The organism is Prosthecobacter sp. SYSU 5D2 (genome assembly GCF_039655865.1).
Classification (GTDB): Bacteria; Verrucomicrobiota; Verrucomicrobiia; order Verrucomicrobiales; family Verrucomicrobiaceae; genus Prosthecobacter.
This window is the reverse complement of sequence record NZ_JBBYXL010000007.1, coordinates 243,459-257,378: the sequence shown is the minus strand read 5'-3', so window position 1 is coordinate 257,378 and position 13,920 is coordinate 243,459. Positions and strand designations below refer to the sequence as shown.

The 13,920-nt window shown below is 60.8% G+C and carries 9 protein-coding genes; 2 read left to right on the top strand and 7 right to left on the bottom strand.

Features of this window, described 5'->3' with window-relative positions:
• Positions 1-132: 132 nt before the first annotated feature.
• The 6 genes from clpX to WJU23_RS13780 all read right to left on the bottom strand — a co-directional run bounded on the left by clpX (position 133) and on the right by WJU23_RS13780 (position 8,357).
• Positions 133-1,410 (bottom strand): ATP-dependent Clp protease ATP-binding subunit ClpX, encoded by a 1,278-nt coding sequence (gene clpX, locus WJU23_RS13805; RefSeq protein ID WP_346333174.1) that lies wholly within the window; start codon positions 1,408-1,410, stop codon positions 133-135.
• A 127-nt stretch (positions 1,411-1,537) separates the two neighbouring features.
• Complete coding sequence (locus WJU23_RS13800; protein WP_346333173.1) at positions 1,538-2,191, bottom strand: ATP-dependent Clp protease proteolytic subunit; 654 nt, start codon at positions 2,189-2,191, stop codon at positions 1,538-1,540.
• Positions 2,192-2,332: 141 nt separating this feature from the next.
• On the bottom strand, positions 2,333-3,010 hold the full coding sequence (locus WJU23_RS13795) for a LamG domain-containing protein (RefSeq protein WP_346333172.1): 678 nt from the start codon (positions 3,008-3,010) through the stop codon (positions 2,333-2,335).
• On the bottom strand, positions 3,007-4,191 hold the full coding sequence (locus tag WJU23_RS13790; protein WP_346333171.1) for a VCBS repeat-containing protein: 1,185 nt from the start codon (positions 4,189-4,191) through the stop codon (positions 3,007-3,009). Before WJU23_RS13790 ends, WJU23_RS13795 begins: the two co-directional genes overlap by 4 nt.
• A gap of 41 nt (positions 4,192-4,232) precedes the next feature.
• The gene (locus tag WJU23_RS13785; protein WP_346333170.1) at positions 4,233-5,672 is read right to left on the bottom strand and encodes a DUF1501 domain-containing protein; all 1,440 of its coding nucleotides are present in this window, start codon (positions 5,670-5,672) and stop codon (positions 4,233-4,235) included.
• A 78-nt stretch (positions 5,673-5,750) separates the two neighbouring features.
• A complete protein-coding gene (locus tag WJU23_RS13780; RefSeq protein WP_346333169.1) occupies positions 5,751-8,357 on the bottom strand; it encodes a PSD1 and planctomycete cytochrome C domain-containing protein in 2,607 nt (868 codons plus the stop codon).
• Positions 8,358-8,533: 176 nt separating this feature from the next.
• Here WJU23_RS13780 and WJU23_RS13775 point away from each other — a divergent pair, with 176 nt between their 5' ends.
• Positions 8,534-9,505, top strand: a complete 972-nt coding sequence (locus WJU23_RS13775) for a peptidyl-alpha-hydroxyglycine alpha-amidating lyase family protein (RefSeq protein WP_346333168.1) — start codon at positions 8,534-8,536, stop codon at positions 9,503-9,505.
• A gap of 18 nt (positions 9,506-9,523) precedes the next feature.
• On the opposite strand, the gene WJU23_RS13770 is transcribed toward WJU23_RS13775, so the two are convergent.
• Positions 9,524-10,264, bottom strand: coding sequence for a hypothetical protein (locus WJU23_RS13770; RefSeq protein WP_346333167.1), 741 nt, complete (start codon positions 10,262-10,264; stop codon positions 9,524-9,526).
• 117 nt (positions 10,265-10,381) lie between these two features.
• Between WJU23_RS13770 and WJU23_RS13765 the strand changes: the two genes are divergently transcribed.
• Positions 10,382-13,906, top strand: coding sequence for a protein kinase (locus WJU23_RS13765; RefSeq protein WP_346333166.1), 3,525 nt, complete (start codon positions 10,382-10,384; stop codon positions 13,904-13,906).
• Positions 13,907-13,920 lie beyond the last annotated feature (14 nt).

Genomic DNA, 13,920 nt, shown 5'->3' with positions numbered 1-13,920 from the left:
CGGGGTGGTTGGTGATGGACAAAAACGGGTGCTGGCAGCAGCCGGACGCACTCAACGCCCGGGCATTGAGCCGCCTTGCATTTGTCGAAGAATCAAAGTCGGCTGGCGAGAAAAAACCGCGCTTCCCGGCAATCAAGCCGCATTCCGCTCAATGCGCTTGCGCAGGATTGGCGGGCGCTCGCCCTTGACGACGGCTTCGTTGATGGCCACGGAGCGTACATCCACGCGGCTGGGGACGTCATACATGACGTCCAGCATGATGCGCTCGAAGATGCTGCGCAGACCGCGTGCACCGGTGCCGCGCTTCACGGCCTCGCGGGCCATGGCGAGGAGGCCTTCTTTGTTGATGGTCAGGTCCACGCCGTCCATGTTCATCAGCTTGGCGTACTGCTTCAGCAGGGCGTTCTTCGGCTCGGTCAGCACGCGCACCAGTTCCTGCTCCGTCAGTGCCTCCAGCGAGCAGATGACGGGCAGACGTCCGACGAATTCCGGGATGAGTCCGTAACCCAGCAGGTCTTCCGGCTCCACCTGCAGCGGGCCTTTTTTCTCCTCTTCAGGAGTGGCGGAGGCCATGTTGAAACCCATGGTCTGCTTGCCCTTGCGACGCTTGATGATGTCTTCCAGGCCTACAAAGGCACCGCCGCAGATGAACAGGATGTTCTCCGTGTTTACCTGGATGTACTCCTGCTGCGGATGCTTGCGACCACCCTGGGGCGGCACGTTGCAGACGGTGCCTTCGATGATCTTCAAAAGCGCCTGCTGCACGCCTTCACCGGACACGTCGCGGGTGATGCTGACGTTGCTGGTGGTGCGGCCGATTTTGTCAATTTCATCAATGTAGATGATGCCGATCTCGGCGCGGGCGATGTCATAATCCGCCGACTGGAGCAGGCGCAGGATAATGTTTTCCACATCCTCACCGACGTAGCCCGCTTCGGTCAGAGTGGTGGCATCGGCGATGCTGAAGGGCACGTTGAGAATCTTGGCCAGCGTCTTGGCCAGCAGGGTCTTGCCACAGCCGGTGGGGCCGAGCAAAAGCACGTTGCTCTTTTCCAGTTCCACATCGTTGGGGTCCGGCATCTTGCGCGGACTGTTCTCCTTCTTTGCCTCCATCTGCTGGCTGTGGAGGATGCGCTTGTAGTGATTGTGCACGGCCACGCTGAGCACTTTCTTGGCGTGGAACTGGCCGATGACGTGCTGGTCCAGAATGGCGGAAATGTCTGCCGGGCGCGGTACGGTCAGTGCCGGGGTGGTTTCGGATTCCTGTTCGGCCTCCTTGTCCAGGATGGCTTTGCAAACCCCGATGCAGTTATCACAAATGTACACCCCGGGGCCGGCAATGAGCTTGCGCACCTCCGCATGGCTTTTGCCGCAGAAGGAACACAAGGTGACTGTCGAAGCACGAGGCATGGTTCAGTGTCGCATGAAAAGGGGGTGGGAGTCAAGAAGTCTGCCGGGGTCAGAGGGCCTGATTTGACCTTCTGATCCGGTCTTCCTCATTCTTTGACAGCGCGCACTGGCTTCCCGCTCATTCACCTCAGGCGGGAACGATCGGCGGCAGCTCGCGGTTGCTCTGCAGCACCTTGTCCACCAGACCGTAGGCGGCGGCTTCCTCGGCGCTCATGTAATTGTCGCGGTCGGCATCGCGCTCGATCACTTCCGGGGTTTTGCCGCAATGGTGGGCCAGAATGCGGTTGAGCCGGCGCTTCAGTTTGTACATGAAGTCCACCGTGCGTTCCACGTCGCTGGCCGTGCCTCGCGCACCGCCGGAGACCTGGTGGATCATGATGTCGCTGTTCGGCAGGGCGTAACGTTTGCCCTTCGTGCCGGAGGCCAGAAGCACTGCGCCCATGCTGGCGCAAATGCCGATGCAGTAGGTGTTCACATCGCAGGTGACGAACTGCATGGTGTCATAAATGGCCAAGCCAGCCGTGACCGAACCGCCAGGGCTGTTGATGTAAAAATGGATGTCCTTCTTGGGGTCCTGCATCTGCAGGAAGAGGAACTGGGCGATGATGACATTGGCCACCTGGTCGTTCACATCGCTGCCGAGGAAGATGATGCGGTCCTTCAGCAGGCGGGAGTAAATGTCATAGGAGCGCTCCATCCGTCCTTCGCTTTCAATGACGACAGGGACGATGTAATTGCTGGGCGAGATCTGATTGGGGAAATCGGAAGGCGAGTTGGACATGGTAGGGGTAATCAAGGGGCGGCGGTGCAGCTTGTCAAACAAGGCTATTGCGCCCGGAGTAATGATTACGAGGCCCGAAGGCGCACAGATGTATGTGCTCATCATCAGCGGCTAAACGGGCGTTTTGCTGCCAGGCGGGCTTCAGGAGCCGCTTTCCGGTGGCAAAATGGACTGGTATTCCGCCAAAACTGCCGTCGCAGGCAGGGCCGCATCCCAGATTTTCAGCTCATCCAGCATCCCGGTGAAACGGAAGCTGTCCTGCCCTGGTACCACGATCTTCCCCAAAATGAGGTTTTCCGTCTGAATGACCGCCGCAGGAAGAACGCCCGCGTTGATGACCTGCCCGTCCAGGTAAACCATCACCGCATCCCCCGCCCGCGTATAGGCCAGATGATGCCAGCGGCCTGGCTGCACCCGCTTTGGGGAATCCAGGAGTTCGTCAATCTGGATCCGCACACAGCCCTCCCGGATTGCCAGGTCCAGCCGCTGCGGATGGGCATACCGATACTGGCCCAGGAAAAACTGCTTCTCCACATCATCACAATTCACCCAAAGGCTGATCGTGAAATCCCTCTCCGGAATGACCGGCCTGCCGAAATCCACAAAATCCTCATTGCTGGCAAACCGCAGCGCCTCACCTGCCACCCCCGGCACCCGCTTGGGCGCACCGTGTATCTTTCCATCGCAGCCATTTCCTGACTGGTCTTTCGATATCGCGCCAGAGCCCTCATCAAAGTTCCAATGACCTAGCAGTTCCGCCGCTTTTACCATGGGTGCCAAAGCGGCGAATAAGCCAATGATCAATATGAACCGTATCATGGCAGGCGGTTCCAGTAGATCATGAGGTTGTTCGTGGACCAACCGGCGGCGATGATGTCCAGCCGCCCGTCGCCATCCATGTCCGCCACTTGCAGGCTCTGGCAGGACATATTGCCTTCATCAACGGACACCTTTTTCCATTCCGTGGCTTCGGCATTTTTGGGAGTGTACAGGCGGATGCCATAGTCCTTCTTTTCTACTCCGCTGCCCCACCAGCCCACCAGGATCTGATGCTGCCCCAGGCCCAGCAGATCCACGCAGCGCATCGCATGCGCAGTCACCAGGGTATCGTCCACCACCAGGCGCTGCCCGCCAAATTCACCCGCCGCATTGCCGGGATAAACGATGAGGTTGTTGCCATGTTTCGGCTCGATGGTGGCCAGATACACGCGCTCCGCCGTGCGGCCTTCGCTGATCTCGCTCAGGCCCGCATGCCAGGACTGGTCCGGGCGCTGGTTGGGCGGCGTCATGCCCGGCAGCATCCGGGGGCCGCGTGCCTTCCAGGGCTGGTCCGTCTTTTCGCTCATCAACTCGACGCCTTCCATGCCGACAAACAGCAGCCGTTCCGGTCCGCCTGGTTCACCCGGAATGACCGCCAGGGAGTGCATATCGCGCATGGATTCCAGCAGCAGTTTGCCAGCGTAGCCCGCCCCGGGCTCCAGGGTATAAGGATAGGCGTAGATTTTGGCAAAGTCATCCTTCGGCAGACCGCGCAGCCGCAGGTGATTGCGGCGACCCAGGTTCGGCACGGCGATGAGATAATCCTGCCCCGTGTGATCCCGCGCCCACTGGATGCGATGCTGTTCTGGCTCGCTGGGAATGCGCACCGGTGCCCAGGTCTGGGTGGGGTCTTCAGGCCGCTTCAAGAAATACACCGCCGCTTCCGGTCCGCGTGTGCAGACGGCGATCTCCATCTGGCCATCGCCATTCACATCCCGCGCATCAATGCTCATCGCGCCCTGGCCGTCCAGGCGGCTGGCAAGCACAAAGCGCTTCCAGTCCCCGTTGCGATACCAGACAAAATCCCACACATCCGCCAGCAAGATGTCCGGTTTGCCATCGCCATCCACATCCGCAATGCTCAGGCCATAGCCTTTGCCAATGCTGCCCACCGTCTCCGGTTCAAAACGAGGGAGCGCCAGTTCACCTGCGTGAGCGCTACTGAAAATGGCCAGTATCATGCCGATGCAGCAGCACCGTATGCGAGAATGAGTACTCATGGTTAGGCCAGGATGCCTTTCACCACCTTGCCCGCCACATCCGTGAGGCGGAAATCGCGGCCCACATGCCGGTGCGTCAGTTGCTCATGATTCAGCCCCAGCAGGTGCAGGATGGTGGCATGCAAATCATGGATGTGCACCCCGTCCTCGACCACGTGATACCCAAAATCATCCGTCATCCCGTGTACATGCCCGGGCTTCACGCCGCCGCCCGCCATCCAGATGGAAAAGGCATGCGGATGGTGATCGCGACCGGCTCCACCCGGTTTAGGCCCGGACACGTCGAAGTGGTTTTCTGCCATCGGCGTGCGACCAAACTCCCCGGCCCAGATGACCAGCGTATCCTCCAGCAGACCGCGCTGTTTCAGGTCCCGCACCAGTGCGGCTGCGGGCTGGTCCGTGCGCAGGCAGTTGGTCTTGAGCTGCTTGTCCAGCTCATTGTGGTCATCCCAGCTTGAATCAAAAAGCTGCACAAAACGCACCCCATGCTCCACCAGCCGGCGGGCGAGCAGGCAGTTGGTGCCAAAGGCGCGTGTCGGCTCCTGGTCCAGGCCGTACAGCTCACGGGTGGCCGCAGTTTCATGGGTAAGGTCCAGCAATCCCGGTGCTGCCGCCTGCATGCGGAAGGCCATTTCATAACTCTCAATGCGGGACGCGATCTCCGCATCCCCGGTGGACTTGAGATGGAACTGGTTCAGGTCGCGCAAGGCATCCAGCCGCGCCCTTTGTGCCGCCTGACTGATGCCGGGCGGATTCTTCAAAAACAGAATCGGATCATCCGAGGTACGCACCGTCACGCCGCTATACGTTGAGGGCAGAAAGCCGTTGCCCATGAGCGCGGCGCGTGCCTCCACATCCTTGCCGGAATTCAGCACCACATAACCGGGCATGTCCTGGCTGAGGCTGCCTAACCCATAGTTCACCCACGAACCCAGACTGGGATGGCCAAAAAGCTGGGTGCCGCAGTTAAACAAAAGCTGCGCCGGATCGTGATTGCTTGAGTCCGTGTGCAGCGAGCGAACCACACAAAGCTCATCGGCGATGGCACCCGTATGCGGCAGCAGGTCGGAAAACTCCAGGCCGCTTTTACCAAAGCGGGTGAACTCACGCGGACTGGCCATCACGGCACCCGCGATGGTCGCCTTGGCATCTACCATGCCCTTCGGCGGCGGCTGGCCGTCCCACTTGCGCATCTGCGGTTTGGGATCCAGCAGATCCAGGTGCGAAGGACCGCCCGCCATGAACATGAAGATCACATTCTTGGCCCGTGGCGCAAGGTGCGGTGTGCGCGGTGCAAACGGACTGCCTGCCGTCTTCGAAGCGCCGAAAGCACTCCCACCGAGAAGCTGCGAAAGCGCAATGGCCCCAATACCACCCGCCTGCCGGGCCAGGAAATCACGCCGCGACATCGGCGGTGGGGGAAGGTGATGTTGGGGATTCATGGGTGAGGCGAGAGGAGCGCGGACACTCCTGTCCGCTTGGTTTGGAAGGGAGCGCGGACACTCTTGTCCGCTCTGGGTTTATTCTCGATGGAAAAATTCATGCAGGTTCAGCAGCACGCTGGCCACGGTGACCCAGGCTGCCGATTCAGCCGCTGTCGTGCCGGGGAATACTTCCGGTGAAAGCTCACGCGCAGCTTCGGCATCCTTATCATAAAGCGCCGTCTGCTGCTTCAACAGACTGATTAACCGGCTTGATTCATCGTTGGTTGGGCGTCGTGCCAGGGCCAGGAGGAAGGCATGCTCCAGCCGGTCTGCATCATCGCCCTTCACCTCATTCCAAACGCGTCCGGCCAGGCCGCTTGCCGCTTCAACAAAGGTCGGGTCGTTTAGCAGATTCAGCGCTTGCAAAGGAGTGTTGGACCGGCCCCGCCGCGCGCAAGACGTCGCTGTGCCAGGCAGGTCAAAGTTCGAAAACTGCGCAAATGGGGCGAGCCTCTGGATGAAAGTATAGAGTCCGCGGCGATACCGTCCCGAGCCTGCCTCCACCTTCCATTTGTTGCGGGGGTTCTCCTTGATCACGCTTTCCGGCTGCGCCGGGCGCACGCTTGGCCCACCCACCGTCCGGTCCAGCAGACCGCCCGTGGCCAGGGCCGTATCCCGCACGCCTTCGGCGGAAAGGCGCAGCTTCACCTGCCGTGCCAGCAGCTTGTTTTCCGGGTCACGCTCCGCCAGGTCAGGCCGCGCATCGGAGGACTGCCGGTAGGTCTCGGAGGTCACCATCAGGCGCAGCATCTGCTTCACGCTCCAGCCGCTGGCGGGGAATTCCGTGGCCAGCCAGTCCAACAACTCCGGATGCGTGGGGCGCTCGCCGCGCATGCCCACATTTTCAGAAGTCGCCACCAGTCCGGCACCAAAAAGCTCCTGCCACAGCCGGTTGACTGTGACCCGCGAAGTCAGCGGATGTTCGGGCGAAACCAGCCATTGGGCCAGGTCCAGTCGCGTGGGTTCCGCTCCCGTCTTGTGCAACGCAGGCAGGACCTCGGGCGTGCCTGGTTTGACGAAATCCCCGGGACGGCGGAAGTCGCCGCGCATGTGAATCCACGTATCGCGCTTCTGCGGCAGGTCCGCCATGGCCTGCGCCCGTGTCAGCGGTGGCACCTTGCGAGCGAGCGAATCCAGTTGTTTGGAAACGTCAGCCAGCTTCAGATCCTTGAAAACTTCCGGTGCCACCACAGCTCCGCTTTTGATAAAATAATCCTGAAGCCGCTCCTGCTGTTCCGGCGTGCGTTCCGCCGGGGGTGTCTTGACAATCATCATGCCCTCAAACTGCCCTTCGCCCTTGCCGCGTCCCCAGCCGGTAACAAACAGCTCATAGGCCCGCATCCAGGCCGGTTCCAGACCAGGATTAAGCTCGGTGAAAAGCATCTTCTTTTCCCATTCTGCCTGCAAGCTATCCAGCCGGTCCTTCAGCGGAGCCAGCAGCGCGGCGCGTTGTTCGTCGTAGATCTTTTTGGCAGGCAGATGCGCCTCCAACTCCCCCGGCAGCGGCGCATTGATGTTGGCCTCCTCCGCACTGTTGAAGAACGCATACAGTTCAAAAAACTCCTTCTGGCTGATGGGGTCAAATTTGTGGTCATGACACTCGGCACATTCCATTGTCAGGCCCATCCACACTGCCCCCACCGTGGAGGTGCGGTTCACCACCATGCGCACGCGGCCCAGCGCGGGGTCCGCATTGCCCGTCTGCCGGTCACTGATGGTATTGCGTAAAAAACCCGTGCCCATGCGCTGCGATTCTGTGGCATTGGCCATCTGGTCGCCGGCCAGTTGCTGGATGGTGAACTGGTCGAAGGGCAGGTCATCATTCAGCGAATCCACCACCCACTGCCGGTAGCGCCAGGCATGCGGCCGCAGGCTGTCCAGGCGGATGCCGTCGCTGTCCCCATAATGCGCCAGGTCCAGCCACCAGCGCGCCCACTTTTCTCCATAATGAACGGAGGTCAGCAGCCGGTCCACCAAGTGCCCGTAGGCATCCGGGCGGGGATCATTGACAAACGCCTCCACCTCTTCCCGCGAAGGCGGCAGCCCCGTCAGGTCCAGCGATACCCGCCGGATCAGCGTGCTGCGGTCCGCCTCCGGCGCAGGCGCAATGCCTTCCTGCCGGAGACGCTCGCGGATGAACCGGTCCACCGGATGCGCTGCGTCCGCCACGGCTGGCGGGGCCATCCGCTGCGGCGGCATAAAGGCCCAGTGCGGCTCATACCTGGCCCCCGCATCTATCCACTTCCGCAAAATTTCCACCTGCCGCTCCGTCAGCCGCTCGCCGCTTTCCGGCGGCGGCATGATCTCATCCGCATCGTCAGTCACCACCCGCGCCACCAGCAGGCTTTCCGCCGCCCTGCCTGGCAGGATCACATGCTCGCCGGACTTGCGTTTGGCCACGGCCTCCTCACGTACATTGATCTGCAGCCCGCCCTTGCGCCCTGCCTTGTCAGGTCCATGGCAGGCATAACAATGTTCCGCCAGGATCGGCAGCACATCCCGGTTGAAACTGACCTCATCAACAGCTGCCGTGGCGGACACCAGGGATGACAGCCCCAGTCCGGCGGCCACCCACCCTGCTCGCAGCACCGGCTGCCGTACGGCACCATTACCGTTTTCGGAGGGCAGGCGGTTTTTTGTCATGCTGGAGGTTACGCCGATTTTAGGCAGGTCTTTTTCATCAGGTCATGATTGCATGCAAAGAGGTCACATGGCGGTTATCCTTGGGACCAGGGGAAAGCCGCTGCCATTCAAGAGGCTGTTACCAGTCTTTTGAGCGAAGCAATTCTCTGGCCGCGTTTGTGACTTTTGACTTTCCTATGAATTTCCGCCTGCTCTGCCTGATGCTGCTGTCCACCCTTAGCGTCAGTCTTTCTGCCGATGAACGCCGGCATCAGGTGGTCACGGACTGGCCGAAGCTTCCCCAAAACCATGTCTTGGGCGTGTGCGCGGGCATTGGCGTGGATGCGCAGAACCGGGTTTTTGTTTTCCATCGCGGCAGCCGGAAGTGGTCCAACCCCTTCCCAAAGGAACCCATCGCAGAACCCACGATCAGCGTCATTGATGGCGCGACAGGCGAGCTTCTTTCCACCTGGGGAGCTGGACAGTTCATCATTCCGCATGGGCTGACGGTAGGCCCTGATGGCAACCTCTGGCTCACCGATGTGGGCCTGCATCAGGTCTTCCAATGCACGCCTGAAGGCAAAGTCCTGCGCACGCTTGGTGAGGCTGGCATTCCCGGTGCGGATGAAAATCACTTCAACCTGCCGACCGATGTCGCCGTGCTGCCTGACGGCTCCTTTTACATCAGTGACGGGTATAAAAACACACGGGTGATGAAGTTCAGCGCCGCCGGTCAGTTCCAGTATCAATGGGGAAGCAAAGGAACGAAAAAAGGCGAGTTCAATCTGCCGCACGGCCTGGCACTGGATGGCCAGGGCAACGTCTATGTGTGTGACCGTGAGAACCACCGTGTTCAGGTCTTTGATGCTGAGGGTAAAGTGCGGCACGTCTGGGCAGGTCCGGAGATCGGCAAGCCCTATGGCATCGCCACCGGCCCCGAAGGTCAGATTTTCATCATTGATGGAGGCCTGCCGTCTTTAAAACCAGGGATGCGTGGCAAGGCAGTGGTGCTGAATGCCACCGGAAAAGTGCGGGAGACCTTCGGAAGCCAGGGGACCTCCGGCGGAAAATTTCAGCTCGGTCACGACATCGCCGTCGGGCCAGACGGGGCCGTTTATGTGGCGGAGGCCACCGGTGCACGGGTGCAAAAATTTGTTCTCAGCCAATGACGGAGGGCAGCGCGTCCCCTACCCCACCAGGCGGAGCAGATAGCGCACCTCCTCCTTCCACGCATCCCCTTCCACCGTCTGCTGGACGAGGCGCTGAAACTCGTGGGCTGCCTCCTTGCGCAGCCGGTGCAGGGTGACTTTCAGGTCCGTTGTGCCGGTCAGTCCGGCTTTCTGAGCCAGCTCTTCCGTGGTAAGTGGCTGGTCCTTGATCTCCCCGAGGATAAGGGTGGACAAAGTCTCATAGACGGCCAGACGGTTGCGGTGGCTGTAGGAACTGCGCAGGCTGTCCAGCACCTGATGCCAGAGCTGACGCGCAAAGCCTCGGTCAAAAGCACGCTCCGGGCTGTCTGTATCCTCCCCGGCGTGCTGCTGGTATTCATTTTCAGCAAGGGTGAAATCCAGGGAGACATGCTCCACCCCGCCACCCCGGCTTTGGGTCTGCTCCCTCGTCAGAGTGCTGGACAGCCTGCGACGGAAAATGGTGATGATCCAGGTCCGCAGCCGGCCGTGCTCCCCGTTGTAGGAGGAGAAGCCTTCGGTATGGGTGAGGATGTGCTGGAAAAAATTCTGCACGGCATCCGCCGCCGAATGCTCGTTCATTCCGGTCCGGCGGGAGAAATCATACAGGGGCACCCAATAGCGCCGGGCCACCAGACGGATGGCCTCCGTGCGGAGAGAGTCGTCCGTACTGCGCAGCTTGCCCACAAGGGTCAGGCTGGTTTCAGGAAACCCGTCACTGGATGGAAGGCTGGAGGTCAAAAAGTTGAATGCGTGATTTACAATGGGGAATACCGTTTTGGCAGGTGATAGGTACATTATTTCTGCTAAGGATTGCAGATTCACAGCGTCCCCTCTGACTGAATGCACCCGGCACCCATGATTCCTGATGATGACGGCATCCCGTCATTTCATGCCATTGTGGAGGAAGACCTGGGGGATGCTCCCCGGGCTGCCGTCCAGTGGCAGGGAGCGCGCCTTCCTGAAGAGGCGCTGGTGCAACTGCTGCCTCAATATGAACGCTGGGAGTTTCTCGGAGCAGGTGGCATGGGGGTGGTTTACAAAGCCTGGCACCGCGAGCTGCTGCGTTGGGCCGCCGTCAAATTTCTGGCTCCGGACCAAGGTTGCGATCCCCGGGCATTGGCCCGTTTTCAAAACGAAGCCACGGTTCTCGCCCAGCTCCGGCATCCCAACATTGTTCCCGTCCACGACTTTGGCTGCCAGGGGGACATCGCCTGGCTGGTGATGGACTTTCTGGACGGCATCCCGCTGCAGCTTTGGGCCAGGGAGAAACCCAGAAGGCCCAACGAGATCGCCCGGATGATGGCCAAGATCGCCCGGGCCGTGGGGGTGGCTCACGCGTCCGGCATCACCCACCGGGACCTGAAGCCGGGGAACATCCTGGTGATGGGGGATGAGCCCGTGCTGCTGGATTTTGGCCTGGCACAGAACGTGGCCTGGCAGCGGGACATCCGGCTGACCCAGCATGGGGAACTGGCCGGAACCGTGGCCTACCTGGCACCGGAACAGGTAAAACCGGAGCTGGGAGAACCCGCCCCTGCCACGGATGTGCATGCCTGCGGCGTGATGCTTTTTGAGATGCTGGCGGGCAGCCTTCCGCGCAAAGGCCAGGCCGCCCAGATCATCAACCGTCTTCACGAGGATGACCTGCCGCCCCGGCTGCGAAATGCAATGAAGGGCGTCAGGCCTGAACTGGACGCCATCTGCTGGCGCGCCATGCAAAGGAAACCGGAGGACCGCTATGCCAACGGCATTTCCCTGGCCGAAGATCTGGAGCGGTATCTGGACGGACGGCCCGTGCGGGCGCGCAATCCGGATATCCTGGACCTGACCTACCTCTACATACGGCGCCATCCCTGGCCTGTTGCCGCCGCAGCGGTCGCTGTGCTGGCCATCCTTATGTTTGCCTGGTCTTCCAGCCAGCTGCATATTAGCCAGCAAAAAGCCCGTCTGCTTTCCCAGATCAACCGGCAGCTTTCAGAACCTGACTGGAATCCTGAACGCCTGGAGACCAGCCTGGAACTGCTCGCTCAGATCCATCTTCTGGATACGGTGCTGGCGCGCTACCTGAAGGAGGATGTGAGTAAACGAACCTACGCGACAGTGGAGGACCACCTGGAAGCCCCGCGGCTGTCCGAAGAGGAATCCGCCCAGGTAAGCAAACTCCTCCAGGCGCTCCAAAAATTGAGCCACCCTGGCACTTCCGCCTTGTTCCAGCGATGGCATTCCCTGGAAGAAGCCTGGCAGACGGCCGCCAGCCTCAACCATCCCATAGCCGAAGATTCCGCCAAGGCACTCCTCAAGCCCAAAGGCTGGGAAATCCGGGACGGCAGGCTCCACGCACTGCCTGCCCACCCAGACCAGACCTGGAATTCCATCCCGAGCAACATCAAATTGGACGGATCCATGGAACTGGAAATCGAACTGGGGGAGAACTGGCTGCATGCCAAAGCCACCGGCCTCGTCCTGCGAATCCCGCTGCTGCAAGACATCCGTTTTCAAATTTTCCAGGCGGACCGCTTTGCCCCGCTTCAGCCCGGGTTTGAAAACCCGGAAGGATGGCCCGTCATGGCCATCCTCTCCGAGATGACCCCGCTCGTTTATGCCACTCTGGACCGTGATACCCGCCGGAGCCCCCACCTCAACCTCCGCTGCCGGTATGAAAATGGCGACCTTTCCATGGCAGTCAATGGGATGCAGCCCATGCATTATACCCGTATCTTCGAGCTTGCACGTCCCCTTGCCAACACTCCCTTCACCTTGCTGCTGCCGGTGGAGACCAGCCTCGTGAGGCTGGAGCTACGGCAACGGCAGGTGAGCTCTCCCGCCTCGCCGCTGGCCAAGGCAGATGATCTGGTCACCGTTGGCAAAGCCCACGAAGCCCTGGCCATCTATGAAAAGTTCCTCAACCGGGAGGATGTCAAAACCGAATGCCAGTACAAATACGCCGCCTGCCTGGAGGCCCTGCAAAAAGCGGATGAGGCAGCAGAAATTTGGGAACAGGTAGCCCGCTCTCCCGAAGAACCCTGGAAAGGCCTGGCCATGTACCAGCTCTGGCGCAGCCATCTGGGCCAGGGGCAGATGGAAAAGGCCAATGCCTGGTTCGATCTGCTGATGGCCACCAATCCTTCGGACATCGTGCGCAACGGCATTCCCACCGGGGACCGGCTGCTCCTCAACCAGCACTATCTCCCCGTCACCCGCAGCGTGAACTGTCTAAAGGTACGTCCTGATGACCTCCCGGACCTGGACCGTGCGGTGCGGGTGCAGCAGTTCCTGGGGGCGGATGACCGCCAGCTTGCCGTACGCACCGCCATGGCCTTCCACTTCGCCGGCCAGGACCACCGCGCCAGGGCCCTGCTCACCCAGGCGGTCACCAAAGTGCGGCCCTCCCCCTCCCTTCCCGGGAATGAAGCTCACGTGACCCTGCTCTGCCTGGACCAATGGGCCGCCCTGGGAGATGCCGACGGTGATGCTGTCCTGCAGGCCACCATCACCTCCTGGCAGCATGCGCTGAAAGGCGGCCGCCTGCCTGCCAGGGCCATCCCGGCCCTTGAAGACCTGCGACATGAACTGCGCAAGGGCCTGTCCTTTAAAAAAGGCCACCGCGAGACCCTTTTGGACCTTCTTACCGACCCGGACGTCATGCTCCGGCACCGCATGGAAGGGTGGCTCCTCAACGGACTTGCGGAGACCACTCCCAAAGCAAAGAAGAACGCCTGGAGACAGGCGGTCCTGACCATTGCCGACAAGACTACAAGCCCCGATCACACCCAGCAGAAACTTCATTCCGAATTTGTCGCCCGGAGCCTCGACCAGAGCTGGACGGCCCAGCAGGCGACTGAATGGATGGCCACGCTGTTTGGCAAAGCCCGGCCATTGGTCACCGAGGACAAATGGGTGGGACCTCTCATTCAGGCCCTGGTGGGCACCTCCCTGGCCAAGACCCTGAACCAGACGCTGCAGAGTGAGCGCGGCCAGACTTTTGCCCGCGACTACGTCCTGCGTACCCGCCCGGCGCGGGAACTAGCCTATGAAGGAATGGAACTTGTCTGGACCACCCTGTTCAGCGAAGGCACTGGCTGGCCGGTGGACCACCCGGATATCCAGAACAGCGCCGCCCAGATGGTCTCTTCCTTTTGCAACCGGGAGATCACCGAGGTCATGCTGATGCAGCTTTTCAGCCTCTGGAACGGGGTGAAAAACCAGGCCACCTGGGACATCATGGCCGGTGCCATGAAACCAGCTCTACGGCAGCCGCTTACCGCCCTGCTGAACCGCCGTTACGAAATACTTGGCCAGTCCAAAGCGGCCGCTGAATTCCTCACGCAGCCGCTGGAGAAAGAAAAACCCGCGCCAAACACGACGCGGGTTTCTCCCTGACTTGATTTGAATCC

Coding starts and splice junctions, on each gene's coding strand:
- clpX (WP_346333174.1), bottom strand. CDS start 1,410: ATGCCTCGTGCTTCGACAGTCACCTTGTGTTCCTTCTGCGGCAAAAGC.
- WJU23_RS13800 (WP_346333173.1), bottom strand. CDS start 2,191: ATGTCCAACTCGCCTTCCGATTTCCCCAATCAGATCTCGCCCAGCAAT.
- WJU23_RS13795 (WP_346333172.1), bottom strand. CDS start 3,010: ATGATACGGTTCATATTGATCATTGGCTTATTCGCCGCTTTGGCACCC.
- WJU23_RS13790 (WP_346333171.1), bottom strand. CDS start 4,191: ATGATACTGGCCATTTTCAGTAGCGCTCACGCAGGTGAACTGGCGCTC.
- WJU23_RS13785 (WP_346333170.1), bottom strand. CDS start 5,672: ATGAATCCCCAACATCACCTTCCCCCACCGCCGATGTCGCGGCGTGAT.
- WJU23_RS13780 (WP_346333169.1), bottom strand. CDS start 8,357: ATGACAAAAAACCGCCTGCCCTCCGAAAACGGTAATGGTGCCGTACGG.
- WJU23_RS13775 (WP_346333168.1), top strand. CDS start 8,534: ATGAATTTCCGCCTGCTCTGCCTGATGCTGCTGTCCACCCTTAGCGTC.
- WJU23_RS13765 (WP_346333166.1), top strand. CDS start 10,382: ATGATTCCTGATGATGACGGCATCCCGTCATTTCATGCCATTGTGGAG.